The sequence below is a fragment of the Streptomyces sp. SM1 genome, from assembly GCF_002910825.1.
Taxonomy (GTDB): domain Bacteria; phylum Actinomycetota; class Actinomycetes; order Streptomycetales; family Streptomycetaceae; genus Streptomyces; species Streptomyces okerensis.
Genome location: NZ_NEUB01000683.1, coordinates 1 through 25,388, shown reverse-complemented (window position 1 = coordinate 25,388; position 25,388 = coordinate 1). Strand labels below are relative to the sequence as shown.

Annotated in this window: 26 protein-coding genes; 12 read left to right on the top strand and 14 right to left on the bottom strand. The window is 71.5% G+C overall.

Annotation, left to right across the window (positions count from 1 at the left end):
- Positions 1-43 precede the first annotated feature (43 nt).
- From B9S61_RS18790 to B9S61_RS18780, 3 genes are all read right to left on the bottom strand, one after another.
- On the bottom strand, positions 44-1,417 hold the full coding sequence (locus B9S61_RS18790; protein ID WP_103543303.1) for a PP2C family protein-serine/threonine phosphatase: 1,374 nt from the start codon (positions 1,415-1,417) through the stop codon (positions 44-46).
- 340 nt (positions 1,418-1,757) lie between these two features.
- Positions 1,758-2,852, bottom strand: a complete 1,095-nt coding sequence (locus tag B9S61_RS18785; RefSeq protein WP_103543302.1) for an NlpC/P60 family protein — start codon at positions 2,850-2,852, stop codon at positions 1,758-1,760.
- Between the two features lie 585 nt (positions 2,853-3,437).
- A complete protein-coding gene (locus tag B9S61_RS18780) occupies positions 3,438-4,259 on the bottom strand; it encodes a class I SAM-dependent methyltransferase (RefSeq protein WP_181007428.1) in 822 nt (273 codons plus the stop codon).
- A 275-nt stretch (positions 4,260-4,534) separates the two neighbouring features.
- Between B9S61_RS18780 and mshA the strand changes: the two genes are divergently transcribed.
- Both mshA and B9S61_RS18770 read left to right on the top strand, forming a co-directional pair.
- Positions 4,535-5,872: a D-inositol-3-phosphate glycosyltransferase gene (mshA, locus tag B9S61_RS18775; protein WP_103543301.1), complete on the top strand. Its 1,338-nt coding sequence runs from the start codon at positions 4,535-4,537 to the stop codon at positions 5,870-5,872.
- A complete protein-coding gene (locus B9S61_RS18770; RefSeq protein ID WP_103543300.1) occupies positions 5,865-6,398 on the top strand; it encodes a YbjN domain-containing protein in 534 nt (177 codons plus the stop codon). The genes mshA and B9S61_RS18770 overlap by 8 nt, the downstream gene beginning before the upstream one ends.
- Here B9S61_RS18770 and B9S61_RS18765 read toward each other — a convergent pair.
- A complete protein-coding gene (locus tag B9S61_RS18765; protein ID WP_103543299.1) occupies positions 6,352-7,191 on the bottom strand; it encodes an AraC family transcriptional regulator in 840 nt (279 codons plus the stop codon). The genes B9S61_RS18770 and B9S61_RS18765 overlap by 47 nt on opposite strands.
- On the opposite strand from B9S61_RS18765, the gene B9S61_RS18760 reads away from it, so the two are divergent.
- Positions 7,190-7,663, top strand: coding sequence for a DUF2000 domain-containing protein (locus B9S61_RS18760; protein ID WP_181007426.1), 474 nt, complete (start codon positions 7,190-7,192; stop codon positions 7,661-7,663). The two genes, B9S61_RS18765 and B9S61_RS18760, sit on opposite strands and share 2 nt — an antisense overlap.
- A gap of 158 nt (positions 7,664-7,821) precedes the next feature.
- Here the strand turns inward: B9S61_RS18760 and B9S61_RS18755 are convergent, their stop codons facing one another.
- Both B9S61_RS18755 and B9S61_RS18745 read right to left on the bottom strand, forming a co-directional pair.
- Positions 7,822-8,595, bottom strand: coding sequence for a methyltransferase domain-containing protein (locus tag B9S61_RS18755; RefSeq protein ID WP_103543297.1), 774 nt, complete (start codon positions 8,593-8,595; stop codon positions 7,822-7,824).
- Positions 8,596-9,315: 720 nt separating this feature from the next.
- Positions 9,316-9,537, bottom strand: a complete 222-nt coding sequence (locus B9S61_RS18745) for a hypothetical protein (RefSeq protein WP_103543313.1) — start codon at positions 9,535-9,537, stop codon at positions 9,316-9,318.
- 199 nt (positions 9,538-9,736) lie between these two features.
- On the opposite strand from B9S61_RS18745, the gene B9S61_RS18740 reads away from it, so the two are divergent.
- Complete coding sequence (locus tag B9S61_RS18740) at positions 9,737-10,420, top strand: Crp/Fnr family transcriptional regulator (protein ID WP_103543295.1); 684 nt, start codon at positions 9,737-9,739, stop codon at positions 10,418-10,420.
- Here the strand turns inward: B9S61_RS18740 and lepB are convergent.
- The 4 genes from lepB to B9S61_RS18720 all read right to left on the bottom strand — a co-directional run bounded on the left by lepB (position 10,347) and on the right by B9S61_RS18720 (position 13,422).
- Entirely contained in the window at positions 10,347-10,886 is a 540-nt protein-coding gene (lepB, locus tag B9S61_RS18735; protein ID WP_181007425.1) for a signal peptidase I, read from the bottom strand. The two genes, B9S61_RS18740 and lepB, sit on opposite strands and share 74 nt — an antisense overlap.
- A 7-nt stretch (positions 10,887-10,893) precedes the next feature.
- Entirely contained in the window at positions 10,894-11,496 is a 603-nt protein-coding gene (locus B9S61_RS18730; protein ID WP_103543293.1) for a DUF6448 family protein, read from the bottom strand.
- Between the two features lie 66 nt (positions 11,497-11,562).
- Positions 11,563-12,285: a VIT family protein gene (locus B9S61_RS18725; protein WP_181007427.1), complete on the bottom strand. Its 723-nt coding sequence runs from the start codon at positions 12,283-12,285 to the stop codon at positions 11,563-11,565.
- A 201-nt stretch (positions 12,286-12,486) separates the two neighbouring features.
- Complete coding sequence (locus B9S61_RS18720; RefSeq protein ID WP_103543292.1) at positions 12,487-13,422, bottom strand: SDR family NAD(P)-dependent oxidoreductase; 936 nt, start codon at positions 13,420-13,422, stop codon at positions 12,487-12,489.
- A gap of 109 nt (positions 13,423-13,531) precedes the next feature.
- On the opposite strand from B9S61_RS18720, the gene B9S61_RS18715 reads away from it, so the two are divergent.
- Together B9S61_RS18715 and B9S61_RS41600 are read left to right on the top strand one after the other, a co-directional pair.
- Positions 13,532-14,197, top strand: coding sequence for a TetR/AcrR family transcriptional regulator (locus B9S61_RS18715; RefSeq protein WP_103543311.1), 666 nt, complete (start codon positions 13,532-13,534; stop codon positions 14,195-14,197).
- A 51-nt stretch (positions 14,198-14,248) separates the two neighbouring features.
- Positions 14,249-15,523, top strand: coding sequence for a DUF6928 family protein (locus tag B9S61_RS41600; protein ID WP_219819930.1), 1,275 nt, complete (start codon positions 14,249-14,251; stop codon positions 15,521-15,523).
- Between the two features lie 507 nt (positions 15,524-16,030).
- Here B9S61_RS41600 and B9S61_RS18695 read toward each other — a convergent pair.
- Positions 16,031-16,792 (bottom strand): phosphoglyceromutase, encoded by a 762-nt coding sequence (locus tag B9S61_RS18695; RefSeq protein ID WP_103543291.1) that lies wholly within the window; start codon positions 16,790-16,792, stop codon positions 16,031-16,033.
- A 151-nt stretch (positions 16,793-16,943) separates the two neighbouring features.
- Between B9S61_RS18695 and B9S61_RS18690 the strand changes: the two genes are divergently transcribed.
- On the top strand, positions 16,944-18,215 hold the full coding sequence (locus B9S61_RS18690; protein WP_103543310.1) for an MFS transporter: 1,272 nt from the start codon (positions 16,944-16,946) through the stop codon (positions 18,213-18,215).
- Positions 18,216-18,277: 62 nt separating this feature from the next.
- Here the strand turns inward: B9S61_RS18690 and B9S61_RS40925 are convergent, their stop codons facing one another.
- Entirely contained in the window at positions 18,278-18,433 is a 156-nt protein-coding gene (locus tag B9S61_RS40925; protein WP_181007424.1) for a hypothetical protein, read from the bottom strand.
- Between the two features lie 233 nt (positions 18,434-18,666).
- Positions 18,667-19,368, bottom strand: a complete 702-nt coding sequence (gene phoU / locus B9S61_RS18685) for a phosphate signaling complex protein PhoU (RefSeq protein ID WP_103543290.1) — start codon at positions 19,366-19,368, stop codon at positions 18,667-18,669.
- A gap of 199 nt (positions 19,369-19,567) precedes the next feature.
- Between phoU and B9S61_RS18680 the strand changes: the two genes are divergently transcribed.
- The gene (locus tag B9S61_RS18680; protein ID WP_103543289.1) at positions 19,568-20,965 is read left to right on the top strand and encodes a cell wall metabolism sensor histidine kinase WalK; all 1,398 of its coding nucleotides are present in this window, start codon (positions 19,568-19,570) and stop codon (positions 20,963-20,965) included.
- Positions 20,962-21,642: a response regulator transcription factor gene (locus tag B9S61_RS18675; protein ID WP_004929857.1), complete on the top strand. Its 681-nt coding sequence runs from the start codon at positions 20,962-20,964 to the stop codon at positions 21,640-21,642. The genes B9S61_RS18680 and B9S61_RS18675 overlap by 4 nt, the downstream gene beginning before the upstream one ends.
- A gap of 179 nt (positions 21,643-21,821) precedes the next feature.
- On the opposite strand, the gene B9S61_RS18670 is transcribed toward B9S61_RS18675, so the two are convergent.
- Complete coding sequence (locus B9S61_RS18670) at positions 21,822-22,526, bottom strand: DUF461 domain-containing protein (RefSeq protein WP_103543288.1); 705 nt, start codon at positions 22,524-22,526, stop codon at positions 21,822-21,824.
- Between the two features lie 717 nt (positions 22,527-23,243).
- Between B9S61_RS18670 and B9S61_RS18660 the strand changes: the two genes are divergently transcribed.
- The 3 genes from B9S61_RS18660 (at position 23,244) to ispF (ending at position 25,368) form a co-directional block, all read left to right on the top strand.
- A complete protein-coding gene (locus B9S61_RS18660; RefSeq protein WP_006380568.1) occupies positions 23,244-23,726 on the top strand; it encodes a CarD family transcriptional regulator in 483 nt (160 codons plus the stop codon).
- A gap of 372 nt (positions 23,727-24,098) precedes the next feature.
- A complete protein-coding gene (ispD, locus tag B9S61_RS18655) occupies positions 24,099-24,872 on the top strand; it encodes a 2-C-methyl-D-erythritol 4-phosphate cytidylyltransferase (RefSeq protein ID WP_103543287.1) in 774 nt (257 codons plus the stop codon).
- Positions 24,862-25,368, top strand: coding sequence for a 2-C-methyl-D-erythritol 2,4-cyclodiphosphate synthase (gene ispF, locus B9S61_RS18650; protein WP_103543286.1), 507 nt, complete (start codon positions 24,862-24,864; stop codon positions 25,366-25,368). Before ispD ends, ispF begins: the two co-directional genes overlap by 11 nt.
- The last annotated feature ends 20 nt before the right edge of the window (positions 25,369-25,388 follow it).

The following is a 25,388-nucleotide window of genomic DNA, read 5'->3' as shown; positions in this document are numbered from 1 at the left end:
GTCCCGCGCCGGGTCCCGCGCCGGGTGACGGCGCGGGGCCGGCTCACAGCCCCCGGTCCAGCAGCAGTACCGCCACGTCGTCCGTCAGCTCGCCCCCGTTGAGGTCCCGGACCTCGTTCACGGCGGTCCGCAGCAGTTGCTCGCCGCTCAGCCCCTCGGAGAGCTGCCTGCGGATCATGTCCACCATGCCCTCCTGGCCGAGCCGCTCGCCGGTGTCACCGACCCGGCCCTCGATCAGCCCGTCGGTGTAGAGCATCAGGCTCCACTCGGCGCCCAGCTCCACCTGCATCCGCGGCCAGCGGGCGCTCGGCAGCAGTCCGAGCGCCGGGCCGTTGTTGTCGTACGGCAGCAGGCGTGCGGGCATGCCCGGCCGGGCGAGCAGCGGCGAGGGGTGTCCGGCCAGGCAGAGGCCCGCCCGGCGGCCGTCCGGCGCGATGTCCACCGTGCACAGGGTCGCGAAGATCTCGTCGTCCGGGCGTTCGTGCTCCAGTACCTGCTGCAGCGTGCCGAGCAGCTGGTCCCCGCACAGCCCGGCGAGGGTCAGCGCGCGCCAGGCGATGCGCAGCTCCACGCCGAGGGCGGCCTCGTCCGGGCCGTGCCCGCAGACGTCGCCGATCATGGCGTGCACGGTGCCGTCCGGGGTGCGGACGACGTCGTAGAAGTCACCGCCGAGCAGGGCGCGCGAGCGGCCGGGCCGGTAGCGGGCGGCGAACCGGAGCGGGGAGCCGTCCAGCAGCGGCGTCGGCAGCAGGCCGCGCTCCAGCCGGCGGTTCTCCTGGGCGCGCACACGGCCCTCGGCGAGGCGCCGCTCGGCGGAGTCGGACCGCTTGCGCTCCACCGCGTAGCGGATCGCACGGCTCAACAGCCGGCCGTCCAGCTCGTCGCGGACGAGATAGTCCTGGGCGCCCACGCGCACCGCCTCCGCGCCGCGCTCGGTGTCGTCGGCGCCGGTCAGGGCGAGGACGGCGTGCCGGGGCGCGATCTCGAGTACGTGCTTCAGCACGGCGAGCTCGTCGTCGTCGCCGGTGCGGCCCGGCGCGGGCAGCGCGAGGTCCAGCAGGATGCAGTGGACGTCGTCGGTCAGCAGCCGCTCGGCCTCGGTGAGATTGCGGGCGGTGCGGACGCGAATCGGTTTGCCGGACTGGTCGAGCAGGTCCGGCACGATCGGCGAACCGCCGGGGTCGTCCTCGATCAGCAGCAGTGTGAGGTTGGTGTGGGCGGCCGTCTCGGCCCGGTCCGGCGCGGTGTCGGCCGTCCGGTCCGTGGCGCTGCTCCCGGACGGCGCGGTGGCCGTCCGCGGGGCGGCGGTCCTCGCCGCCGAGGAGTCCTGGGCGGAGCCTTCGTGCTGTGCGGCAGCGGGCGCCTGACCACCTTCCGCGGCCGGGATCGCTCTCTGCCGCGGTACGGGTGCGGGCATTGTTCCGGGTTCCTTCCCTCCCCCCGAGGGCATGGCGGGGGCGACGGATCTCGGCCCTGTCCCCGGCTCGCAGCTCTGTGCGTGAGCAGGGGATGCCCCTTCGAACGGGGACGATAGCGGTTGACGGTGCCGCAGCGGAATGGTGTGCGCCATGCCGCTCCGCCATCGGCCGCTGTCATATGCCGCGTTTGCTCACGCAGTTGGACAGGCCGGAGACGCCGGGGGAATGACGAACGTCACGTCCACAGGGAGTTTGTCGACAAGATCGACGTGCTTTGGGTCACTTTGCCTGTACTGTCCGGCCGTTGAGCGGATCGAGCCGCCGCGGTCGGCCCGGCGGTCAGTTCGCTGCCGGGTCCGGTCGTACGACTCCGAGGATCGGCATCGATCCGGCTCCCGCCAGCGTCACCGACCGTCCGGGCCGCGGGGCGTGCACCATGACGCCGTCGCCGACGTACATCCCGACATGGCTGGCGTCGCCGAAGTAGATGATGAGGTCACCGGGCCGCATGTCCTCGACGCCGACGCGCGTCAGCTGCTGCCACTGCGCCTGTGAGGTGCGCGGCATGCTCAGCCCGGCCGATATCCAGGCCTGCGAGGTCAGTCCGGAGCAGTCGTACGTGTTCGGGCCCTCGGCGCCCCACTGGTACGGCTTCCCGATCTGCGCCGTGGTGTACGCGACGGCCTTCCTGCCCTGCCGCGTCGCCTTGCCGTCGATCTCGTCGAGGATGCCGGAGCCCAGCCAGCTCGCCTGGGCCTGGTCGGCGGCCTGCCGCTCGAGGCGGGTCAGGCGCTCCCTCTCCTCCTGCTCCAGCTCGGACTCGACCTTCTCGGCCGCCTTGATCTGCGTCTCGATCTTCTTCTGCGCCGTGGCCTTGGCCCTGCGGCCCGCCTCAAGCCTCTTCCACTGCGCGTCCGCGTCCTGCGCGTACTGCTCCAAGTCCTGCTGGATGCGGGTCTTCTCGCCGAGCAGTCCCCTGGTCGCGTGCTCGCCCTGCCGCACCCGGCCCGCGCCGTCGAGGAAGTCCTGCGGGTCGTCGCTCAGCATGAGATGCGCCTCGGGCGGCAGCCCGCCACCGCGGTACTGGGCGGCGGCCGCGGCGCCCGCGCGCGTCTTCAGCTCGTCCAGCTTCTCCCGGCCGTCGACGATCTTCTTCGCCAGCCGGACGATCTCGGCCGACTGCCTCTGCGCCTTCTCCTCGGCGGCGTTGTACTCCTCGGTGGCCACGGCCGCCGCGTGATAGAGCTTCTCGAGTTTCCTGCGTACGGCTTCGAGTTGCCTGTCGGTGACCACCACGGTGACGCTCGCGGCCGTGCCCGGGGGCGGCGACGGGGGAGCGTGCGCCGCGAACGCCGTGCCCGGCGCCGCCAGTAGCGTGACCGCGCACACCACGGTCACGGCCGCCGTGAGCAGCCCGCGCTTGCCTGTCCCCATGACGCCACCCCCACCTGATTAACCGTCAGTAACTTTGGCTGTCGGGGGGATGCTGCCATGTCGACGCGCGAAGCGACAGAGGGAGTACTGCCCGCCTCTCCCCGCCCGTCGTCCCGGCGGGACGATCGCCCCGCCAGTGTGACGAACGACTCGCGGAGATCGTTCCCCCGGTGGCGCTTCCGTGCGGCCCTCTCTGCCGGGAAGCGCCGCGAGGCCGCCGCCGGTCCCCGGGCCGTACCCGTTTCGGCGCACTCCCGCACCGCTGCCGCCGCGTCCCGCGCCGGGGTGGAGGGGCATCGGCCAGTTGCCGCGCCCGGGCGAGGAGACCCGCGCGGAACGGTTCTTCCGCCAGCTCGCCGGGGACGACTCTCTCGAGACGGCCGAAGCGGTCCGCGCGCTCGCCGCCCACTGGAAAAGCCTGGGCGGCTGGACCGCACGGGGCGCGGGGCGTCACCACGAGCGCGTACCTCAGGGGCGCCGCGTGGGGCCCGGCGGTGCGTCGCCGGTCCCGTCATGGACGGTGACGGACGCGCAGGCCGGCGGGTCGGTGCCGAAGTCCGTGTCGCTGACACGTCCGGCGCCGTGTCATCCCCGCGGGGCCAGCGCCTCCCAGCGCACCGTGATCTCCCCCTGGCGCCACCGCGCCGGTCCGTCCGTCACCGGCCAGTCGGCCGTGAGGTCTCCCACGGTCCGGATCCAGCGCTGCCGGGCGCCGTACGAGGCGTAGGGCGCGGCGGACGCCCAGGCGCGGTCGAAGTCGCGCAGGAAGGCGTGCACCCGCTCACCGGGGACATTGCGGTGGATGAGTGCCTTCGGGAGCCGTTCCGCCAGGTCCGACGGGCGTTCGAGCGAGCCCAGCCGGGTCGCGAGGGTCACCGTGCGGGGCCCTTCGGGCCCGAGCGCGACCCAGACGTGCCGGCGTCCGATCTCGTCACAGGTTCCCTCGATCAGCAGCCCGCCGCGCGAGCCCGTCACCGGGTCGGCCGGCGCGAGCCGCGCGCACAGCCGTCGCCACACGGCGGCCACCTCGGCCTCGTCGTACTGGCGCAGCACGTTCGCCGCGCGGATCAGCACCGGCCGTCCCGGCACGGGGATCTCGAAGCCGCCGCGGAGGAAGACCAGCCCCTCGCGCTCGTAGGGCCGGGCCGCCGCGACCCGCGCCGGTTCGATCTCGATACCCGTCACCCGCGCGCGGGGCGCCACGGTGCGGAGCCGGTCCAGCAGTTCCACGGCCGTCCAGGGCGCCGCGCCGTAGCCCAGATCGACGGCGACGGGATCCTCCGCGCGGCGCAGTTCCGCACCGTGCGTGGCCGCGATCCAGCGGTCCATGCGGCGCAACCGGTTGGGGTTGGTGGTCCCACGCGTCACCGTGCCCACGACGGGGAGGGAGGCGGCGCGGACTGTCATACCCATGAGGGTAAGCGGGTACCCGCGCGGAGTACCGACCGCGGAGTGCGGGCTTCGCCCGGCGCGAGCTGCGGAGTGCGGGCCCCCGTCTCGTCTGCGACCCCGGCGCCACGCACCCCACCCCTCGAACGGTTGAGCGACGGCCGGTAATGATTCGGCAAAGACCGGATCCGGAGAGCCCGACCGGAAATGGGAACCGAACCCTCCGGTGTTGAGGCCACCGAGGGCCCGCACGACCCTCCGGAAACCGTGCCCACAGCGAGGAGGAACGCCACGTGAGCCAGTACATCGCGAGGCTCGGGCGGCGCTCCCCCGCCGCCCAGGCGCGGCTGCGCCTGCACCGCAGGCCCCGCCGCGTGGCGATGCTCTCCGTGCACACCTCCCCGCTCCACCAGCCGGGCACCGGCGACGCGGGCGGCATGAACGTCTACATCGTGGAGCTCGCGCAGCGTCTCGCCGCGATCAACATCGAGGTCGAGATCTTCACCCGCGCGACCACCGCCGCCCTCCCGCCCAGCGTCGAACTGGCCCCCGGTGTCCTCGTACGACACGTCGACGCGGGCCCCTACGAGGGCCTCGCCAAGGAGGACCTGCCCGCCCAGCTGTGCGCCTTCACCCACGGCGTGATGCAGGCCTGGGCCGGCCACCGACCCGGCCACTACGACCTGGTCCACTCCCACTACTGGCTCTCCGGCCACGTCGGCTGGCTGGCCGCCCAGCGCTGGGGCGTCCCCCTGGTGCACGCCATGCACACCATGGCCAAGGTCAAGAACGCCAACCTGGCCGACGGCGACACCCCCGAGCCCGCCGCCCGCGTCATCGGCGAGACCCAGATCGTCACCGCCGCCGACCGGCTGATCGCCAACACCGCCGAAGAGGCCGGCGAACTCGTGGAGCACTACGCCGCCGACCCCGGCAAGGTCGCCGTCGTCCACCCCGGCGTGAACCTGGACCGCTTCCGCCCCACCGACGGCCGCGCCGCCGCGCGGGCCCGCCTCGGTCTGCCCGACGACGCCCTGATCCCCCTCTTCGCGGGCCGCATACAACCCCTCAAGGCCCCCGATGTGCTCCTCCGCGCGGTGGCCGCCCTGCTCGGCATGCGCCCCGAACTGCGCTCACGGCTCTGCGTTCCCGTCGTCGGCGGCCCCAGCGGCAGCGGCCTCGCCAAGCCGGAGGGCCTGCAGAAGCTCGCCGCGCGGCTCGGCATCGCCGACGTCGTCCGTTTCCACCCGCCCGTGGACCAGGAACAGCTCGCGGACTGGTTCCGCGCGGCGTCCGTGCTCGTCATGCCCTCCTACAGCGAGTCCTTCGGCCTGGTCGCCATAGAGGCGCAGGCCGCCGGCACCCCGGTGCTCGCCGCCGCGGTCGGAGGTCTCCCGGTCGCCGTCCGGGACGGGCACACCGGCTTCCTCGTCCAGGGCCACGATCCCGGCGCCTACGCGCGCGTGCTGCGCGATTTCGCCGACCACCCGCACCTCTCCGACCGGATGGGCGCGTCCGCCGCCCGGCACGCACAGTCCTTCGGCTGGGACACCGCGGCCGCCGCCACGGCCGACGTCTACACGGCCGCGACCCAGGCCCACCGCCGTCACCTACGCTCGCACCATGGCTGACAAGGCACTGGTAGCAGAGCAGCAGCGCGCGGCGCGGGTCATCGAAAGCGTGCTGAAGGACACCGAACTGGAGTGGGAGAGCCCCGCGCCGGGCTCGTACGTGGTGAAACTCCCCGGCACCCGCAAGCTGTCCACGACCGTCTCGCTGATCGCCGGCCGGCACACGCTCTCCCTCAACGCCTTCGTCATCCGCCATCCCGACGAGAACGAGGGCGGAGTCCATCGCTGGCTCCTGGAACGCAACCTCAAGCTCTTCGGCGTGAGTTACGCCGTCGACCCGCTCGGCGACATCTACGTCACCGGCCGTCTGCCCCTCCCCGCCGTCACCGAGGAGGAGATCGACCGCCTCCTCGGCCAGGTCCTCCAGGCCGCCGACGGCAGCTTCAACACCCTCCTGGAGCTCGGCTTCGCCTCCGCCATCCGCAAGGAGTACGACTGGCGGGTGTCCCGCGGTGAGTCCACCCGCAACCTGGACGCCTTCACGCACCTGCTGCAGCGTCCGTCATCCGGTAGCGCCCCGGAGTGACCCCCACCAGCTTCCGGAAGTGCCGGGTGAGATGGGCCTGGTCGTAGAACCCGGTGGCGACCGCGACACCACTCGGTGACCGTCCCTCCAGCAGCAGCCGCCGGGCCCGCCCCACCCGCCGGGACGTCAGGTACTGGTGCGGTGCGATGCCGTACGCCCCGCTGAACGCCCGTACGAGATGGGCGGGATGGGCGGACAGCACCGCGCCCGCCTCCTCCAGCGTGAGTCCCTCCACCACCCGCGCGTCGAGCAACTCCCGCAGCCGCCGCGCGAGTACGGGATCCCGCCGGGGCGGGCCCGGAACCTCCCGCGACCGCAGATGCTCCCGCAACCGCTCCCCGACCAGCGTCAGCCTGCTCTCGGCCTCCAGCTCGTCCCCGGGCCGTACCAGCGCGGCGTGCACCTGTCCGACGCGCAGCCGCAGCAGCGGGTCCCGCAGATCGGGCCGGTCGACGGCGGCCCCGATGAGATCGTCCCCGAGGCGGCTGGTGTCGAGGTACAGCACCCGCTTGCGGAAGCCGCCGGCGGTGGCGGGGGCGCCGTTGTGCGGAACGTGCGGCGGCAGCAGCGACACCGTGTCGTGCGGGGTGCCGTGCTCATGCCGGTCGAGGTCGTACCGTACGGCGCCGTCGTCGACGATGAGCAGCGTCCAGGCGTCATGGACGTGCATCGGATAGGCGTACTCGGTGAAGCGGGCGTGGAACACCTCGACGACACCCGGGACGCGGGGCCGCCAGGCGGACACCGCCGCCCGGGACGCCGTGGCCGCCCGGGAGGTCGCCTGGGAGGGCATGCAAACAACGTACAAGACGCCGCCGCGCCCGGACCGGCAGTCTCACCCCATGACCACCAGCACCCGCTTCGACACGAAGATCGCCGTACTGCTGCGCGAGGACCTGGAACCCTGGCAGCGCCTCAACGTCACCGCGTTCCTGGTCAGCGGCCTCGGCACCGAGGTCCCCGAGGTGATCGGGGAACCGTACGAGGACGCGGACTCCGTCCCGTACCTGCCGATGTTCCGCCAGCCGGTCCTGGTCTTCCAGGGTACGAAGGAGGTTTTGAAGGCCGCCCACGCGCGTGCTCTGACCCGGGCCCTCCCCCGCGCGGTCTTCACCGGCGACCTGTTCGCCACGGGCCACGACGCGGCGAACCGCGCGGCGGTACGGGCGGTCGGCACGACGGACCTGGATGTGGTGGGCCTGGCCGTCCACGGCCCGAAGAACGCGGTGGACAAGGTACTGAAGGGGGCGCGCATGCACCCGTGAGACGGCGCTCCCGCGTGCGCCCCGCTGGGACGGTGCTCCCGCGTGCGCCCGGCCGGGACGGTGCTCGCGTGTGCCCCCGGCCGCCCGGCCGGATCACAAGTGCCGCTCGCCGCCCCGGACGAGCGCCGACGCCGATGCCGTCGCGGCCGGACGACGAGTCAGCGTGAGCAGACCACGCTGATCAGCGTGAACGAGGCGTAGAACGGCCCCTGGGCGAGGCCGGCGAACCAGTCACGGCCGCGGGCCCGGTCGATGTGACCCCCGTCGATGGCCTTCCGCAGATTGCGGCCGAGGCCGAGCGTGTGGTCCGCCTCCTGGAAGTCGCGGAAGACGGGTGTCGTGGCGTCCACGGCCTCGACGCGGAGGCCCGCCCGTCCGGCGAGGCGTGCGAGGCCGCGTCCGACGGTCGCGTTACGCACCACCTCCTCCGTGGTGAAACGGGTGAAGGCGCGGCTGGTCTCGAGGTCCTCGGAGTCGACGATCAGGGTGTCCCAGTCGGGCTCGGCCAGCCCGATGCGTGCGCCCGGCCGGGTGGCGCGACGCAACTCCCCGAGCACGTCGAGGGGTTCGGTCACGTGCATCAGCACCCGGTCGGTCCTGGCGCGGTCCACCGTCCCCGACTCGACGGGCAGTGCGTGGGCGTCGCCTTCGCGGATCTCCACCCGCCGCAGCTCCGCCGTCCGCGACCGGGCCCGCGCCAGCATGGCCGGGTCCCGGTCCACACCGATCACGGCGCCCGTGTCACCCGCACGTTCCGCCAGCGCGGGCAGATCGGTGCCGGGCCCGCACCCGACATCCAGGACGGTGTGACCCGCCCGGACGTCCAGCAGTTCGAGAAGCCGCTGCTTGTACGCCCGGCCCGCGTCACTCGCCGCGGCGCGCAGCATGTACGAAGCCTGGTCGGGACGGGGCACACCGAGAGTCGTCGACATGCCCGCCAGTCAAGCATTCCGCCCGCTCCCGGCTCAGGGATTTCGGTCACCGACGCCCGCACCGGGACGGCGGAGGGCCGGGCAGGTGGCCGGAGGAGTGGCTCGGGCTTGACGAGGGCGCCTTGATGCACGGGGCCGGCCTGGCCGGAGGTCTCGGCACCGTGGTGGTGGGGACGGCGGGCTCGGAGGGTTTCTGTGAACTCCCGCAGGAGAAGCGGAAGGAAACTGCCTCTTCTTGGCCGGCCCGAGTTGCTGCGGTTCGCCGAGCCGAGCGACGGGAAGAGTCCCCGCGCCCGGCGTCTCCCCTTCCGCGGGAAGGGCGGTCACCCGGACATGGCGGTCGGCAGCCGCAACCGCAGTCGTGACCTGGAACTGTCCCGACTGGGCATGAGCACATCCTCCGCAGGCGGGCCGGCACGAGGCTGACCCAGCGGGAGGGACGTGGACGGGTCGCGCGGAGACGCGGTGTCAGGCGGCCCTGGGGCGTGCCCTCCGCTGGCCCGAGGCGGGGTCGTCCGCATCCTCGGGCACGAACGTCTCCTCGTCCCCGAAGTCCGGGGACTGGAACGGGTTGATCGTCGGAGGCGGTGATGCCGCGGTGGAACCGCGGGGATGCCCCTCCGGAGCGGAGAACAGCGAGTTCAATTCGATGAGAGGGCTCTCTTTCGGTACAGGCCCCTGAGTGGGCGGCCGGGTCTGCCGTGACCGGGCACGACGGTCCTACAGCTTGGTCATCTTCGAGTACGGGCTCAGAATCCGCGTCTGCGTGGAACCGAAGTCCACGAGAGCGGCGATTCCGTCCTCCATGGCGATCACCCGGCCGAGACCGTGCACATCATGGGTGACCTGGTCGCCCACGGCGAAGTGCTTGGGCGGCGGCGCGACCGAGGCCTTGAAGGGGCTGGTGGGCAAGTGGCGCTTCGGGGCAGCAGATTTTGTCATCGTCACCCCAGTATGCGCCCACGCGCGCCCCGTCCGCTGTGGTCGTTGTCTCTTTGTTGCACCGGCCCGGCGGGCGCCGGCGTGCAAACCGGCCGGGAGGGCCTGCCGCCACCGGACTTCCGGGCAGCCCGCCGCTGTGGGAGAACGGGCCGGTTCGACGTCGTCCTTGCGATAATCGGTGACGGAGACGGGAGCGGCGATGGACGACGGGCACGAGCACCGGCTGTACATCGTCCGGACGGTGCGGATCTTCGCGGGTCTGCCCGAGGCCGCGCAGCGCCGGGTCGCGTCCGCGGCGGTGACGCGCCCGTACCGGCGCGACGAGCGCGTCTACGGTCCGGGGGACCGCACCGGGTTGTTCATCGTGCACAGCGGTCTGGTCAAGGTCTACCGGCTCACCGAGACCGGGAACGAACAGCTGATCAGGCTGATGGCACCGGGGGACTTCCTCGGCGAGACCGCGCTGCTCGCGGACACGATCACCGATCACTTCGCGGTCGCGCTCCAGCCGAGCGAGCTCTGCGTGATCGACCGGACTCGGTTCACCCGGCTGCTCGGGCAGCATCCGGCGGTGGCGGTGCAGATGCTGCGCACCGTGTCGGCCAGGCTGGACGCGGCCGAGGAGATGGTGTCCGCGCTCAGCGGGAAGTCGGTCCGGCAGCGGCTGGCCCAGCAACTGCTGCACCTGGCGGACGAGGCCGGTGGCGCGGGCTTCCTGCTGCCCACCACCAAGAGGGAGCTGGCCTCCTACCTGGGTACCACCCCGGAGACGCTGAGCCGCCGGTTCGGCGCACTGGAGGAGGACGGGGTCATCCGCCTCGGGCCCGGCCTCCGGATCGAGGTCCTCGATCCGGAGGCGTTGCGAGGGGTGGCCGCGGCTTGAGGAGGACGATGCCGCGCAGCGCGCCGACCGGCAGGCAGGGCTGTCGCCAGCTCCGGCTGTCGCTCGACCGGGCCCGGTTGTCGCCGAGCAGGAGCAGATGACCGTCGGGGACGTCGAAGCCGCCGGACCGCCCGCCCCGCCGGACGACGTACGGCTCGGACAGCCGCTCGCCGTTCACCCGGACCTCGTCGGCGGCGACGTCCACGTGCTCACCGGGGAGCCCGATCACCCGCTTGACGATCACACGGCCCAGTTCGGCGGAACGGACCACCACGATGTCACCGCGCCGGACCGGCCGGGAGGCGCGGGGACGCCGGACCGGCAGCAGCCGGCCCGGCGTCAGGGTGGGCGCCATGGACTCGGACTCGACCACGGTCACGAAGCCGAGCCGGTGCCGCGCCACCAGTCCCAGAACCACCGCCGACAGGACCGCGGCGACGGCGGAGAGGACGTATCCTACGACCACTCCCGTCTCAGTGACCGTGCCCGTGCCCGGCGTGGGCGTGGGTGTGGGTGTGGGCGTGATCGTGTCCCTCGGCGAACTTGAAGAAGCTCACGTACGCCTCGATGTAGGACCGGCCCGCGTCCACGTCGTGCACGTCGTGCTCCCGGCGCTCGAGCACCTTCGCGAACCGCCGCTCCAGTTCCGGCCAGCGCTCGGCGGGGACCAGGCCGGCCAGCGGGCGCAGATCACCCTCGCCGACGCTCCGGTCGGCGGCGGCGACCTTCTCCTCGACCGGCGTACCCGCCGGCCGGAGGCCGGTGAAGGCCGCGCCCTCGCCGGCCCGGTGGATCCGGACCAGGTTCTCCATGAACCAGCGGTCGGCCACCTCCCGTGCCTCGGGGCCGAGCTTGCGGACCACGAGACCGAGCTCGAACACCTCCCGCAGTTCGGCCTCCCCCTCGGGAGTGATCCACTTCAGGGCGTGGTCGAGGTCGCCGGACTCCAGCGCCCGCAAGCCGTCCTGCGCCGTGGGGCCCTCGACGGTGTCGCAGTGGGCGTCGGCCCGCCGCGGCCGGAGCACCACCACGGCCAGAGTCACCACGAACGCCGCGGTGACCAGCAGCTCGTACATTTCCGTCCCCTTTCCGGGTCGCCGGGCCGGACACGGATGTCCGAGCCCCGGCACGTGTGGCTCCGGTCAGAGCTGGGTGCCGACCAGCAGGCCGATGGCATAGGTGACGACCATCGCCCCGAGTCCGCCGATGACGACACGCGTCACCGCGCGGAGTTTGCTCGCGCCGCCCAGGTGCGCCGAGATCGATCCGGTCGCCCCGAGGGCGAGGACCACGGCCACGACCGTGACTCCCACGGCTATGGACCTCGGAGCCAGCAGGATCGCGAGCAGCGGCACCAGTCCGCCGATGATGAAGGTGAGCATCGACGACAGACCCGCGTGCCAGGGGTTGATCAGCTCGTCGGGGTCGATGCCCAGTTCGAGGCGGGCGTGCGCGGTCAACGCGTCCTTCTTGGTCAGCTGCACGGCCACGGGCCGTGCGAGGTCGGCGTCGATGCCTCTCGCCTCGATCATTCCCGTGAGCTGGTCCAGTTCGCCCGCGGGGTCGGCCTGCAACTGGGACCGCTCAAGGGCCAGCTCGGCCACCTGGGAGTCGCGCTGACTCGACACCGAGACGTACTCTCCCACCGCCATCGACAGGGCACCGGCCGCCACGGCGGCGACACCGGAGGCGAGCAGGGCGCTGTTGCTCACCGCCGCACCGGCCACGCCGACGACCAGGGCCGCGGTGGAGACGATGCCGTCGTTGGCGCCCATCACCCCCGCACGGAGCCAGTTCAGGCGACGGGAGATCCGCGCGCTCTGGCTTCCCTCGAGGGCGTCCTCGCCGAGGGCTTCCTCGCCCATCGGACGGTCGTCCATCCCGCCCACCTCGTTCCCGGCCGTGGTTCCGACTCCGGCAGCCATGGGACCGTTCGTCCCGACTCCAGGGTCCCACCGACGCACGCGGCGATCCTTGACGCGCGTCAAGAACGAGGGCGCGCGATCTCTCTCGGCCTGATTGTACGAAGCGGGGTGGTCCGGGCTCCGGCGGCGTGCCCGACGGTTTCAGGGGGTACGGGGGAAAGCGGTCCGCTCGGCCTGAACGACGGGGAACCTCACCCCGGTGAGGTCTTCGGAGACGGCCCACAGCCGCTGCTGGACGGCCACCTCGTAGGACTCCGGGCTGGAGGTGACCAGCCGGGGGTGGCCCTTGACCTCGGTGCGTCCACCGGGGCCGTAGTACTGGCCGCCGAGCACGGCGGGGTCGGTGGCGGCGCGCAGGGTCGGCAGCGCGCCCATCGCCGGCGTCTGCGTGATCAGCGGCGCGAGCCAGGTGAGCGGAACGCGGAAGGCCGCAGGGGTGTTGCGGGCGAGCTCGGTGCTGGACATGCCGGGGTGCGCGGCCACCGCGACGGTGGTGCCGTGCGGGGCGAGCCGCCGCTGCAGTTCGTAGGTGAACATCAGGTTGGCCAGCTTGGACTGACCGTAGGCGGCGGCCCGCCCGTACGACCGCTCCCACTGCAGGTCGTCGAAGTGGATCGCGGCCCGGATGCGGTGGCCGGTGCTGCTGACCGTCACCACGCGTGAGCCGGGCACCGGCAGCATCAGGTCGAGCAGCAGCCCGGTGAGCGCGAAGTGGCCGAGGTGGTTGGTGCCGAACTGAAGTTCGAAGCCGTCGCGGGTGGTCTGCTTCGGGGTGTACATCACGCCGGCGTTGTTGATCAGCAGGTCGATCCGGTCGAGCCGGGACCGCAGTTCCGCCGCCCCGGACCGGATGGATGGGAGTGAGGTCAGGTCCAGCGCCTGCACGGTCACGTCGCCGGTCATGCGGGCCGCGGCCCGCTCGCCCTTCTCGACGTCGCGCACGGCGAGCACCACGGACGCCCCGCGCTCGGCGAGCGCCCTGGCGGTCTCGTAGCCCAGTCCGGTGTTGGCCCCGGTCACCACGGCCACCCGTCCTTGCTGGACCGGAATGTCCGCCGTCGTCCACTTCTCGCTCATGCCAGGCTCCCGACTGTTTAACGTACCGAGGGTATCTTGTCTTCCCGACGTTAAAGTACTCTCGGTACGCTGTCAACGTACCGAGGGTACTTAAGTTAGGCTGGTGATCATGACGTTCCAGCGGGCGCGGACCGAAGAGCAGCGGGAGATCCGCCGACGGGCGATCCTCGACGCGGCGTCGGCCATGCTCGACGAGATGCCCGTGGCCGCCGTCACCCTGAACGAACTCAGCCGCCGGGTGGGCCTGGCGAAGCCGAACGTGCTGCGCTACTTCGAGTCCCGCGAGGCGGTGCTGCTGGAACTGCTGGACCGCTACCTGGGGGAGTGGCTGACGGAACTGGAAGGCGAGTTGACCGCCGGCGTCGGCGAAAACCTCCCCATGGCGGAGCGGGCGACCGCGGTGGCCGAGATCCTCAGCCGCTCACTCTCCGGCCGGGTGGTGCTGTGCGACCTCTTCGGCGCACAGGGCAGCGTCCTGGAGCGCAACGTCTCCGTCGAGGTCGTCACGCGCTACAAGCGCGCCTCCCTGGACCGCCTGGCAACCATGACCACCCTGATCCGTACGTACCTGCCGGAGCTGGGCGAGAACGCGACACTGTTCAGCCTGCACACCGTGGTCCTGGCCGGTGCCCTGTCGGCGTACAGCACGCCCCCACCCGGCCTGCAGGCGGCCTACCGGGCCGAACCCGACCTGGCCCGCTTCCACCTGGAGCTGAAGGACAGCCTGAAGCTGGCCCTGACCGCGGCCCTTCTGGGCGTACTGCCCCGCCCCTGACCGCGCCCCCGCACCGGCACGCCTCCTTGCCTGCGCGAAGGCGGCGCACCCATGCGGCTGCCCTTCGAACTGCCCTACCGGGCCGGCGACCGCCCGGCGGACGTCACTTCCTGGCCCGGCGAGGGAGAGAAGCCGTACGCCCTGCCCTTCCACCCCCTGGAACTGGGCGAGGACGCGCTGCGAGCACTCTGCGGGTTCGTACGAGAGGGCTGTCCCGAGCCTGACGACGTCGACGCGGACGCCGTCGAGCTGTACGGATTCCACGTGCGAGACGCATACATCCACGACCTCCTCGATTGCGAGATCGTCATCGTGGCCGAGGAGTCCCTCAACGCCTCCTTCGTGGTGACGCTCTTCCCTGAGGACCTGGAGGACTGGGAGGAGACTCTGGCGGGGCTGGAGGCCCGACGGTTCGGCACGTGGCTCGACTCCGGGCGGACTCCTTCCATGAGGTTCAAGTCCCAGGAGAGCGGCGGGCTCCTGGTGTCCGTGCACGACGGGCCGTCGACCGGAGTCACGGTCACTCTCCCGTTGTCCGTGCCGCCGCCGGCGCGACCACCACTCCTGACGCCCCGGAGACGTCCGCGGAACGGCCGTAAGCCCTCAACTCGCGAAGAAGCCGCAGGCAGGAGGCTCAAAGCTTTCGCAGGTCAGGCCGGCCATCGTGAGTGGCCGCGCGGTCGTCATTGGGCGTCGTTGGGCACTGTTGAGCGTCCTCGGACGGCCCAGGGACGGCCCAGGGACGGCCCGGACAACGTCCCGCCGACTTACGGGCTGATGGGCAACTCCCGCGCCCGCTGGCTCGGGGCGGCTGCTCGAGGTGCCACCCGTAGCCCTCTCCCGCCGCCGGGACAGGGCTCGGACGAATATCGGTCAGAAGGGAGGTTCGAGATCGCCGCGGCCATCGCTGTGCGGCCCCTGGTCCTCGGTCTCCTCCGAAAGAGGCTCCGGGCCGGCCGGATTGTGGCCCCACGCTTCGAGGGCCCTCCACGCGACGCGACGGTTGGGGTCGTTGCTGCTGGTGCCCAGGATGCGGCGCGCGTGCGCGGCGAGGTGAGCACGGTGGCCGGCGAGCGCGGGGTGTTCGGCGAGGAGGAGCGCGGCGATGACGGCGGCTTCACGTACATCCTCGTGGCTGTCATGCAGGAAGGGCGCGACGGCCCTGTAGAGCATCGGGCGCAGGTCCCGGAAGGCCGCCATGGTGGTGCTGCGGGTGAGGAAGCCGGGGAAGTACTTCTCGCTGCGGGCGACGATCTCGTCGGAGGCGTCGTAAGCGTGGAGGCCAGCCAGCCCAACAACGTCGCGCGGATGGGGCTGTCGCGATAGGGCCGTCGCGTCATGGTCGCCGGGTGGGTGAGGATGCCGGCGACGTACATGACGGCGGGGGCGGTGGCTTCGTAAATGGTGTTCTGGTGGCCGACCAGCTCGCCCAGCTCCCTCAAGGTGGTGACGTGGACCTTCGGGTCTGGCTCCACAAGTTGCGTCAGAACCTTGGGAAGCTCCTCATCCGACCCGAAAGCCATCTGGAGCGAACCCCAGTCGGTCTCCGCAAGGACGACCTGGTAGCGCGGCAAGTCGGGCTCGCGGGGTGCCCCGGCACGGCAACGGCTGTGAGTCACGGGCCAAACCTAGACCAGACTTGCGACACCATCCCCTTCCCGACCAGTGACTCGGTCTGCGGTCCTGCCACAGGCCGCTGCTGTATCGCTCAGTCGTTGGGTCCTGCCGTGTGACGGCCCAACCAAGCAGTTGAGGCGCCAGAGACGGCTCCAGTACAGAGACAAGCCCCCTGCCGACGGAACACCTGCGGGCAGGGGGCTTGATCAGTGCGTGCTACTTCTTCTTGCCCTGGTTCTTGACCGCCTCGATCGCGGCCGCTGCCGCGTCCGGGTCGAGGTAGGTGCCGCCGGGGGTGACCGGCTTGAAGTCGGCGTCGAGTTCGTAGGAGAGGGGGATGCCCGTCGGGATGTTCAGGCCCGCGATCTCGGCGTCCGAGATGCCGTCGAGGTGCTTGACCAGGGCGCGCAGGCTGTTGCCGTGGGCGGCGACGAGGACGGTGCGGCCGGTGAGAAGGTCCGGGACGATCGAGTCGAACCAGTACGGGAGCATGCGGACGACGACGTCCTTCAGGCACTCCGTCTGCGGGCGCACCTCCGGCGGGAGGGTCGCGTAGCGCGGGTCGGCGAACTGGGAGTACTCGGCGTCGTTGTCGAGCGGGGGCGGCGGGGTGTCGTAGGAGCGGCGCCACAGCATGAACTGCTCCTCGCCGAACTCCGCGAGGGTCTGCGCCTTGTCCTTGCCCTGCAGCGCGCCGTAGTGACGCTCGTTCAGGCGCCAGCTGCGGTTCACCGGGATCCACAGGCGGTCGGCGGACTCCAGCGCGAGCTGCGCGGTGCGGATCGCGCGCTTCTGGAGGGAGGTGTGGAGCACGTCGGGGAGCAGGCCGGCGTCCTTGAGCAGCTCGCCGCCGCGCGTCGCCTCCTTCTCGCCCTTCGGGGTGAGGTTGACGTCCACCCAGCCGGTGAACAGGTTCTTCTCGTTCCACTCGCTCTCGCCGTGGCGGAGGAGGATCAGCTTGTACGGTGCGTCGGCCATGTGTCCGAGCGTAATCGACGGTCCGAGAGGGCCGCTCGCCCCGCCCGCCTGGCGGACGGTTGACGGGATCTGTTAATCGAATGGCCTCCCGGGCCGCCCGGTTCGTAAGTTGTGCTCAACGCGTCAGCCGCTTACATCTCACGGGGGTCACATATCAGGCACCGGACTGAGACGTGCCGTGCGCGAGTCCGTCTCGGGGCTTCCCCGCGCGTACTGGTGGCTGTGGACCAGCACCCTCGTCAACCGGCTCGGCGCCTTCGTCGCCACCTTCATGGCGCTCTACCTGACGCTGGACCGTGGCTACTCCGCCTCCTACGCGGGGATGGTCGCCGCGCTCCACGGGCTGGGCGGGGTGATCTCGTCGCTGGGCGCGGGGGTGATGACCGACCGGCTCGGCCGGCGGCCCACGCTGCTCGTCTCCCAGACCGCCACCGCGCTGTCCGTCGCGCTCCTCGGCTTCATGCGGGACCCCCTCGCCATCGCGGCCGTCGCCTTCCTCGTCGGCATGGCCTCCAACGCCTCCCGGCCCGCCGTCCAGGCGATGATGGCGGACATCGTGCGGCCCGAGGACCGCATCCGGGCGTTCTCGCTCAACTTCTGGGCCATCAACCTGGGTTTCGCGATCTCCTCCGCCGGAGCCGGGTTCATCGCCGAGGTCAGCTATCTCGCGGGGTTCCTGATCGAGGCGGGCATGACCCTCGTCTGCGCGGTCCTCGTCTTCGTCAAGCTGCCCGAGACCCGGCCGGAGGAGGACAGCGGCGCCATGGAGTCCTCCGGGGAGAGGGAGTTCGTCTCCCTGTGGACCGTGCTGCGGGACGGGCGGTACATGGGTGTCGTCGGGCTGTCGTTCCTGATCGCTCTCATTTTCCAGCAGGGGTATCTCGGGCTGCCCGTCGCCATGGGGGCGGCCGGGTTCACGCCCGCCGACTTCGGCATGGCCATCGCCGTCAACGGCGTGCTGATCGTCGTACTGCAGCTTCCCGTCACCCGGTTCATCGAGCACCGGGATCCGCGGCATCTGCTCGTCGCGTCGTCGCTGCTGGCCGGGTACGGGTTCGGACTCACCGCGTTCGCCGGGTCGGTCGGTGTCTTCGCCCTCACCGTGTGCGTGTGGACGCTCGCCGAGATCGTCAACGCGCCGACCCAGACCGGGCTCGTCGTCCGGCTCTCCCCGGTGCACGGGCGCGGGCGCTACCAAGGGGTGTACACCATGTCCTGGGCGGTCGCCGCCCTCGTCGCCCCGCTGTTGTCCGGTTTCGTGATCGACCACTGGGGCGCCGAATGGCTGTGGGGGATGTGCGCCGTCGTCGGCACGGTGGCGGGCCTCGGGTACGGGCTGCTGATGCGCCGGCTGCCGGAGGAGGAGGGGACCGGGGCGGTCGTTCCCGCGGTGAGGACGGCGCCGGAGGTGAAGACCCTCTGAGAGGTGCCGAAGGCCCCGGCGGCCGGAGGTACCGGCGCCGGGGCCTCATGTGACGTACCGCGTCATCCGCACTGGCACGGGTTGCCCGACTGGCACCCGCACCCGCAGCCGGATCCGCAGCCGCAGGCGGCGATCAGGGTGAGGTTTCCGATCTCGGCGGGCTGCTCGGTCTCACGATCCTGGGTGGGGTCGGGCGTCGTGCCGGGGGATTCGGCCATGGGTCCCTCCTCGGGGCTGGGGCCTGCGCACACCCTGCGCGCACCTCCGCCCATTGGATGCCCTGCCCGGCGGTCGCATCAACGGCGCATTGAGGCTCGTCACGGACTTCGGCCCACCTCGTGCACGCCCGCACGCCCGCACGCCCGCACGCCCGCACGCCCGCACGCCCGTACGCCCGCACGCCGCCCCGCGAGCAGGGCGCCGCGAGCCGCGAGCGCGCCGCGGGACCCGGTCAGGCTCCTTCCGTCCCCGGCACCGTCTGGATCTCCGTCTGCAGGTCGGCCTGGATCTCGTCCGCGTGCTCGCCCGTGACCAGGTAGACCACCCGCTTGGCGACCGACACCGCGTGGTCCGCGAAGCGCTCGTAGTAGCGGCCCAGCAGGGTCACGTCGACGGCCGTCTCGATGCCGTGCTTCCAGCGGTCGTCCATCAGGTGCTGGAAGAGGGTGCGGTGGAGGAGGTCCATCGCGTCGTCGTCCTGCTCCAGCTGGAGCGCCAGGTCGACGTCCTTCGTGATGATCACCTCGGCCGCCTTCGCCATCAGGCGCTGCGCGAGCTGGCCCATCTCCAGGATGGTCGCGTGCAGATCGTGCGGGACCCCCCGTTCCGGGTAACGCAGCCGTGCGAGCTTCGCCACATGCTGGGCGAGGTCGCCCGAGCGCTCCAGGTCGGCGGACATCCGCAGCGAGGTGACGACTATGCGCAGGTCGGTCGCCACCGGCTGCTGGCGCGCCAGCAGCGCGATGGCCCGCGCCTCCAGCTCGTGCTGGAGCTCGTCGACCCTCTGGTCGGCCTCGATCACGTTCTCCGCCAGCTTCAGATCGGCGTCGAGGATGGCCGTCGTGGCGCGCCCGATCGCCGACCCGACCAGCCGGGCCATCTCGACCAGACCGTCGCCGATCGAATCCAGTTCCTCGTGGTACGCGTCCCGCATCAGGGTTCCTCTCGTACGTCTGTCCGGGCTTCAGGGGCCCGGGCTTCTGCCCACGCTCCCACGGTCCGTCCTCTACGCGTCCGGTTCCGTCACCCCAAATGAACCATCTCTGGCTCCAAGGTGAACTCTGGGCGACGAGTGTTCGAGCTCGCCCGCCGACGGCTGTGGGCAGCGGCCGCGTCATGCCTAACCTGGGTGCATGGACGTGAACGCGGCGGTCGCCGCATTGGCTGCGATCGCCGGAGTACTCACCGGCGTCATCGCCATGCTGGCGTTCCGCGTCAGCGAGCGCGAACAGCGGCGCCCCACGCGCTCCTCCCTGCACACCGACCCGGTGCTCCCGCCGGGCGTGGACACGGTGCTGTCCGTGCTGCGGTCCTCCGCCGTCGTCCTCGACGAGGCGGACGGCGTCGTCAAGGCCAGTTCCGCCGCGTACGCCCTCGGACTGGTCCGGGGCGGCAAGCTCGCCGTCGAGCCCATGATGAAGATGGCCCGCGACACCCGCCGGGACGGCGAGATACGCCAGGTGGAGCTGGACCTGCCCCGCCGGGGGACCGGACGCGGCGAGGCCCTCGCGGTGTCCGCGCGGGTGGCGCCGCTCGGCTCCCGGCTCGTTCTGCTGCTCGTCGAGGACCTCACGGAGGCCCGCCGCATCGAGGCCGTACGACGTGACTTCGTGGCCAATGTCAGCCACGAGCTCAAGACCCCCGTCGGGGCGCTCTCGCTGCTCTCCGAGGCCGTGATGGACGCCTCCGACGACCCCGAGGCCGTGGAGCGCTTCGCCGGACGGATGCAGATCGAGGCGACCCGGCTGACCAGCCTGGTGCAGGAGCTCATCGACCTCTCCCGGGTGCAGAACGACGACCCGCTGGAGGACGCCGAACCCATCCGCGTCGACGAACTGGTCGCCGAGGCCGTCGACCGCTGCCGGCACGCGGCGGGGACGAAGGAGATCACCATGGCCTCGAATGTCCTGGCGCCCGAAGGGCCCGATCAGGGTGGTGGTGGGCGACGGGCGGGCGGCACAGCCGACCTGCGAATATGGGGCAACCGCGGCCAGCTCGCCGCCGCGCTCGGCAACCTCGTCGAGAACGCGGTCAACTACTCACCCGCCCGGACCCGCGTGGGCATCGCGGCCCGCACGGTCGCCCAGCCCGGCGGGGACCTGATCGAGATAGCCGTGACCGACCAGGGCATCGGCATCTCCGAGAAGGACAAGGAGCGCGTCTTCGAGCGCTTCTACCGTGTCGACCCCGCCCGCTCCCGTGCCACCGGCGGTACGGGGCTGGGTCTCGCGATCGTGAAGCACGTGGCCGCCTCGCACGGCGGGGAAGTCACCGTGTGGAGCGCCGAGGGCCAGGGCTCCACCTTCACCCTGCGGCTGCCGGAGGGCCGTGCGGCCCGCGACCGCGCCCACAAGATGTCCCGTGAGGACGAGATGTCCGAGCGGGATGAGATGCCGGACCGGGACGACATGTCCCACCGGGACGACGTCGAAGGCCTCGACGGTGAGGCTCGACGGGTGTCCCGCCCATCCCACCACTCTTCCGAACCATCCGCGTTTGAAACGCTTCCCTCCCCGGAGGTCCTTCCGTGACCCGAGTGCTCGTCGTCGAGGACGAGGAGTCCTTCTCCGACGCCCTGTCGTACATGCTCCGCAAGGAGGGCTTCGAGGTCGCCGTCGCGACCACCGGGCCCGACGGACTCGACGAGTTCGAGCGCAACGGCGCCGACCTCGTACTGCTCGACCTGATGCTGCCCGGGCTGCCGGGCACCGAAGTCTGCCGCCAGCTGCGCGGCCGTTCCAACGTCCCCGTCATCATGGTGACCGCCAAGGACAGCGAGATCGACAAGGTGGTCGGGCTGGAGATAGGGGCGGACGACTACGTCACCAAGCCGTTCTCCTCGCGTGAGCTGGTCGCCCGTATCCGCGCGGTGCTGCGGCGGCGTGGTGAGCCGGAGGAGGTGACCCCCGCGGCGCTGGAGGCCGGGCCGGTGCGGATGGACGTCGACCGGCATGTGGTGACCGTGGGCGGCACCAAGGTGGATCTGCCGTTGAAGGAGTTCGACCTGCTGGAGATGCTGCTGCGGAACGCGGGGCGGGTGCTCACGCGGATGCAGCTCATCGACCGGGTGTGGGGGGCGGACTACGTCGGGGACACCAAGACGCTCGATGTGCATGTGAAGCGGTTGCGGGCGAAGATCGAGCCGGATCCGGGGGCGCCGCGGTATCTGGTGACGGTGCGGGGGCTCGGGTACAAGTTCGAGCCGTAGGCCGTAAGGCCCCGCGTAGGCCCCCCGTGCGTCGCGCCCCGCGCCTCGCGTCTCGTGCCCGGAGTGGATGCGGGGCGGGGCGGGGTGGGGTGGGGTGGCGGCGCGGCTGTCCGCCGTGGGGCCGGGGTGTGATGAAGGGCGGGTCCCCGAGGGGGCCCGCCCTTTGTCACGGGCTGTGGCTACTGGTCGGCCGGCTGGCTGGCGGAGGCCGCGTCGGTCGGGGTGCCCGACTCCGGGGTGTCGCCGGTGCCGGAGGGGTCCGTGTCGTCCGCGGAGCCGGTGGGCTCGTCCGTGCTGCCGGCGGCGGGCTCCTCGGAGGACTCCGCCGACGGTTCCGTCGAAGGCTCCGTCGAGGTGCCCGGTGCGGCCGGGATGTCGCTCGGGCCCCAGCTCTCGAAGAAGCTCTCGGCCGGGTAGACGAACGCGCGCAGGCCCACCTCGCCGGTCTCGCTGAACGTGAACGTGATCTGCTGCGCGTTGCCGTCCCGGACGGCCTCACGGCTGCTGGGCAGGACGGCGGAGGCGTTGCCCTCGCCGCCGATGATCAGCCTGCCGCCGGCCGGGACGGTGAGGCTGCCGCCCTCGGCGGGGGACAGCTCGGCGGTCTTGCCGGTGCCGGGGAGGGTGATCGACTCCAGCGTCTGGTCGGTGCTGCCCTCGTTGAACAGGGTGGCGGCGATGACGGCGGGGCCGGTCGACTCCAGATCGGGCTGGGTGACGACCATGGCGTTCTGGATCTTGATGTCGCCGACGGTCGTCGCCGCGTTGTCCGGCTGGATCTGGAGGGTCTGGGCGTTGTGGCCGGCCGCGCACGCGGAGAGCGAGGCGATCGAGAACGCGATGACGGCGGCGGCGAGGGCGCCACGTCGAAGGCTGCTGCTCACGGCGGCGGCAACTCCTTGACTTGAGCGTTTGGCGACCGGGTGGAGCCGCCCTAAGTGTCTGTCAGCGGCCTCAGGTTACCGAGCCGTTCCGGTGGCGTCGCACCCGACCCTCCCCGAGGGGTCCGGCGTTAGCCCAGGAAGCGGTGTGCGTGCCGGAGACGTCACCCGATCACCCCTCATCGCGTCCCGGTAGTTCCTTCCGGTCTCATCAGTCCCGTGCGTCACATGCGAGGGTCGGAAAAACGGCGTCACTTCGGCTTCGTGATCTCGCGTAAGTGCGGCGTCACCACCGCGCACTTACGCGTCACTGCCGCTCCGGGACCGCGGCTTTCGGCCGATCGCGTATTTCCGTGAAGGAATGAGCGCGTGGCCACGGAATTGATCACGGCCGCTGATCCTCACACCGTGTGATCAATTCCGGATTCGGCCGGAACCCGGTCGGGCCCATCGAACGAAGTAGCGGAACTCGGGCGTGCGAGAACCGGACATATCGGGATGTTCGGCCGCTTGTGCGCGGCTCCGGGGGTGCGTGGACCGCGCGATTCGCTTGTGCCGGAGAGAGGCTCCGACCTGCGAATACCTGCTTCCGCCAGGCGTCCGCAGCACGTTCCTGTTGCAGTTGTCAAGCCCCGAGAATGGCCCTGACCTGCGAAAACGCCATTCAGAAGACGCCGTATCCGTGTTACCCTGGATAGCCACGGAAGGGGTACCTGTCACATGACGTTCAAGGTTGGCGACACCGTGGTCTATCCCCATCACGGGGCCGCGCTGATCGAGGCTATCGAAACTCGCCAGATCAAAGGCGTGGACAAGACCTACTTGGTGCTGAAGGTCGCCCAGGGTGACCTGACGGTACGTGTGCCAGCGGACAATGCGGAGTTCGTCGGCGTGCGTGATGTGGTCGGTCAGGAAGGGCTGGACCGGGTCTTCGAGGTGCTGCGCGCACCGTACGCGGAAGAACCCACGAACTGGTCCCGTCGTTACAAGGCAAATCTCGAGAAGCTCGCCTCGGGCGATGTCATCAAGGTCGCGGAAGTCGTGCGTGACCTGTGGCGTCGTGAGCGTGAGCGCGGACTCTCCGCTGGCGAGAAGCGCATGCTCGCCAAGGCGCGTCAGATCCTGGTCAGCGAACTCGCCCTCGCTGAGAACACCAACGAGGACAAGGCCGAGGCCCTGCTCGACGAGGTTCTCGCCTCCTGAGGCCTCCTGGGCGCAGCTTCATTCGCTCGGTCCCCCGGCGCTCGGCGGAGCGCACCGGTAAACGGAGCAGCGGGACGAAGCCGCACTCAGCACACCGAAATGCCGCGGTGCCCGATGACGTCATGGATGTCGCCGGGCGCTGCGGCATGTTCGTACCCGGACGCCGTACGTACGCTGTTCCTGCGCCGTGGTGAGGAATGTGTCGACACCCACGCCCCACCCCCGGCGCGCCGGGCCCGGGCGGTCGGCTCGACCAGAGTCACGGAAGGGGCTGGTCAAGGCGAGTACGCCCGGCACTCCCCCCGCTCCGGAGCAGGGGGTACGCCCAGGCCATACCCACGTAGGCCGAGCACACAAACCTGACAGGAACCGATGTCTGCCGATCCGCTCCCTCCGCCGTCGCCGAACCCCGCGTCCGGCCGTACCGGCTCCCGCACAGCGGCCGTGATTCCGGCCGCCGGCCGTGGTGTGCGCCTCGGGCCGGGCGCCCCCAAGGCGCTCCGTGCGCTGGGCGGCACGCCCATGCTCATCCACGCGATCCGCGCGATGGCCGATTCCCGTGCCGTCTCCCTGGTCGTCGTCGTGGCACCGCCCGACGGAGCCGCCGAGGTGAAGACACTCCTCGACGCGCACGCGCTGCCCGACCGCACCGACTTCCTCGTCGTCCCCGGCGGGGAGAGCCGCCAGGAGTCCGTGAAGCTCGGCCTGGACGCGCTGCCACCCGGCTACGACATCGTCCTGGTGCACGACGCGGCCCGCCCGCTCGTCCCGGTGGACACCGTCGACGCCGTCGTCGAGGCCGTACGCGGCGGAGCGCCCGCCGTCGTCCCCGCGCTGCCGCTCGCCGACACCGTCAAGCAGGTCGAGCCCGCCGCCCCCGGAGAGCCGGAACCCGTCGTCGCCACCCCCGACCGTTCCCTGCTGCGGGCGGTGCAGACCCCCCAGGGCTTCGACCGGGACACCCTGGTGCGCGCACACGCGACGGTGACCGGCAGCGTCACCGACGACGCGAGCATGGTCGAACGGCTCGGCCTCACCGTCGTCACCGTCCCCGGGCACGAGGAGGCCTTCAAGGTCACCCGCCCCCTCGACCTGGTCCTCGCCGAGGCGGTCCTGGCCCGCAGGAGGCACAACGATGGCTTCTGAGCCGCCGTACCCGCCGTACCCCCTGCCCCAGGTCGGCATCGGCACCGACATCCACGCCTTCGAGGACGGCCGCGAACTGTGGTGCGCCGGCCTGAAATGGGAGGGCGAGGGCCCGGGGCTCGCCGGTCACTCCGACGCGGACGTCGTCGCCCACGCCGCCTGCAACGCCCTCTTCTCCGCCGCCGGCCTCGGCGACCTGGGCCGGCACTTCGGCACCGGCCGCCCCGAGTGGTCCGGCGCGTCGGGCGTCACCCTGCTGACGGAGGCCGCCCGCATCGTCCGGGAGTCCGGCTTCCGCATCGGCAACATCGCCGTACAGGTCGTCGGCCCCCGTCCGAAGATCGGCAGACGCCGGGAAGAGGCCCAGAAACTCCTCTCGGAGGCGGCGGGCGCCCCCGTATCGGTCTCCGGCGCCACGACGGACGGCCTGGGCTTCCCGGGCAGGGAAGAGGGCCTCATGGCAGTGGCGACGGCGCTGGTCGTGCACGAGGGGTGAGCGGCCCGGCCCGCACGGGG